The organism is Bacteroidales bacterium (genome assembly GCA_041671145.1).
Lineage (GTDB): Bacteria > Bacteroidota > Bacteroidia > Bacteroidales > JAHJDW01 > JAQUPB01.
Genome location: JBAZBZ010000086.1, coordinates 1 through 2700 on the forward strand (window position 1 = coordinate 1; position 2700 = coordinate 2700).

5 protein-coding genes are annotated in these 2700 nt (G+C 33.8%); 2 read left to right on the forward strand and 3 right to left on the reverse strand.

Going from position 1 to position 2700, the window contains the following annotated elements; genetic code table 11:
- The coding region (locus tag WC223_14010) for a hypothetical protein (protein ID MFA6925355.1) at nt 1-987 on the forward strand (987 nt) is incomplete at its 5' end.
- A gap of 15 nt (nt 988-1002) precedes the next feature.
- The gene (locus WC223_14015; protein ID MFA6925356.1) at nt 1003-1392 is read left to right on the forward strand and encodes a hypothetical protein; all 390 of its coding nucleotides are present in this window, start codon (nt 1003-1005) and stop codon (nt 1390-1392) included.
- A gap of 57 nt (nt 1393-1449) precedes the next feature.
- Here the strand turns inward: WC223_14015 and WC223_14020 are convergent, their stop codons facing one another.
- The 3 genes from WC223_14020 to WC223_14030 all read right to left on the reverse strand — a co-directional run bounded on the left by WC223_14020 (nt 1450) and on the right by WC223_14030 (nt 2415).
- A complete protein-coding gene (locus tag WC223_14020; GenBank protein MFA6925357.1) occupies nt 1450-1695 on the reverse strand; it encodes a type II toxin-antitoxin system HicA family toxin in 246 nt (81 codons plus the stop codon).
- Nucleotides 1696-1701: 6 nt separating this feature from the next.
- Entirely contained in the window at nt 1702-1968 is a 267-nt protein-coding gene (locus tag WC223_14025) for a type II toxin-antitoxin system HicB family antitoxin (protein ID MFA6925358.1), read from the reverse strand.
- Between the two features lie 81 nt (nt 1969-2049).
- Nucleotides 2050-2415: a helix-turn-helix transcriptional regulator gene (locus WC223_14030; GenBank protein MFA6925359.1), complete on the reverse strand. Its 366-nt coding sequence runs from the start codon at nt 2413-2415 to the stop codon at nt 2050-2052.
- Nucleotides 2416-2700: the final 285 nt, after the last annotated feature.

Below are 2700 nucleotides of genomic sequence, written 5' to 3' on the forward strand. Positions count from 1 at the left end.
GATTATTATGGCGGGGTTGGAATGGTTATGCCCGGCAGAAGTTGGGAATCTACAAAATATCGTTTCGGTGCGCAGGGTTCTGAAGTTGATGAAGAAATTAACGGCACTCGAAATACAATTTCTACTTTTTATCGTGAAGGTGATTTAAGACGTTTACAGTGGTATACGCCTGACCCGAAAGCTAAACCTTGGGAAAGTCCTTATGTGATGATGGGTAACAACCCAATCCGAAATGCTGACCCTCTCGGTGATGACTGGATTAAAAAAGCAGGTACTGGACAATGGGAATGGCATGCCAGTATTACGTCAGAAGCACAAGCAAAAGCAGAATTCGGACCAAATACAAGCTATGGAGCACCAGGGCATACCTATTTTTCTACAGTTGATTCAAAAGAAGTTATGTTACTTGCTAATAATAAATGGCAATATACAGGACAAGTTGGCGTTGACCCTAATTGTTGGCAAGGTGGTAATAATAACATTGTTCAATCAACAGGAAATACTGCGGGCGGTGCTTTTGCCGATGCTTTTGCAAAAGGTTTTGCTGGTGGGCTTGCAGCCGGAGCTGCTATATTTTCTTTGCCTGCAATAACTGTATCTGCAACTTCATGGGCTCTTAAAGGCGGTATAAGTGCATTTGCTCAAGGTCTTATTAACAAAAAAGTCAATTTGTTTAGTACAGCTGTTGACGCTTTTACTGTGCCTGGTTTATCATCATCGGTAGCAGGTAGTGTTGCTGACGTAAATGTTGGATTACAAGGTTTTGAAACGCCAAGATTAGTTGGAGTAAACAAATCACTTTCTGAATTTGTTGTTGACGTAACAACCACTCTAACCTTTGGTAAACTAAATAAATTTAATTCTAAGAATATGCTGGATGTTACAGGCGAAAAAATGATGTCGGAAATTATGACTTCTGTTCCTGGCAGTTTATTTGGCAATCAAATAAATGATTTAACAAAAAAAGAATTAAGTAAACAAAAATAGAATAAATGAGAAATAATGGTTAATAAGAAATTAATAAACAAAATTGGAATAGGTCTTTTTATTGCATTTATATTATATGCTATAACTATTTCCATGATTAAATGGATTAAATTAGAAAATTCGCATATGTACACTATTGGAATATTATATAAAATTGGTGGTGGGGCAAGAAGTGGTATTTCTCTTTACTACAAGTATAATGTTAATGATAAGTGTTTTGATGTAGTACACACGCAAGTGACCAAAAATACTATTTTGCCAAGTAAGGCAGAAATAGGAAAAAGATATTATGTAAAGTTTGAAACAGGTAATCCTATAAATTCTGAAATGTTAACAGATTATCCTGTCCCTGATAATATGAAAGAAGCCCCAAAAGAAGGATGGGAAAAAATACCAAAAGAATGAGAAATAAAAAAGCCAACCGGAGAAAAGCGGTTGGCTTTAATATTAATAAAAAAGGAATTACTTTTTCAATTTAATAATAAGATTAACGAATTGTTCCAGTTCCAAATCTAAATCTTCACGAATAATTTTACGCATTAAACCCTTAGGAATATCCTGATTTCTGTGAACAGGAACAGTAGTAACACGACCGTCTATGTGTCGCAATCTGTGATGCGAGCCGTTAACCCTAACAACTCTGAACCCTAAGCTTTCTAAAAGCTTTATAAGTTCCTTACCTGATAATACCGGAAGTTTAGTTGACATAAACGATTAAGCTTTAACAGTTGCAGTTCTTAAAGGCATTTGCAGTTCTCTGAATCCGATAAACCTGTTAATGATACTGCTTTTTTTCTTCTTTTCTTCCTGTTCTTCAAGGCACATCTCAATAACTTCCTGAATATTCTTTAAAGCTTCATCAATAGTTTTGCCGTAAGAATGGCAGCCCTCAAAAGTAGGACAGCTGACAATATAAAAATTATCTTCGTCCTGTTCAATAAGAATAGGCAAATGAAGTATTTTTTCTTTATGTATTCTCATAATATTTTTATTTGTTGTATTAAAAATTATATTTTTAAAACTTATATTTTTAATTATTATTGTTGCAAGTATAGTAAAACCTTATAAAGAAGCAACATTCTTTTTAAAAAAATCTTTGAATTTCTTTTTTGTAAGAAAAGTATCAATCATTTTAAAAATCATCTTTTTTTCTTCCGGTTCCAGTTCTTGTATTAACCTCATTTGCTCTGTGGCAGCTTTATCCTCAATGGTTACCTCTTTAGGAACACGCCCTTCCATATTTACAAGAACATCAAGCGTAATGCCGAAATGCTTTGCTATTTTGTTCAACGAATTAACGGAAAGTTCCCTTTGTCCGCTTTCTATCTTCGAATAATTAGAGCGATGCATACCTATTAACTCGGCAATCTGTTGCTGGGTTAATCCTTTTTCCTCCCTTAAAATCTTAATATTTTCACCAATACTCATAATAAAAAAAATAAACACCGCAAAATTAGTCAAAAACACTGCGTTTTGCAAATAATGTTATTTTTTTATACAAAAATAGTTGTCTATATTGAACATTATTTTTAATTTTGTCGAGTATCAAATTGGCACTATATTTTTTTTATAATAAAAATAAATAACATGGAAACAAAAACAAAACTTAACACCACAAATCCCGACCACATAACCATGAATTACAGCCCGCTTGAATTGAGCATACTTGGGGGTGTACGCTTGGATGGTTTAGACCGGTTACGCATAACAATA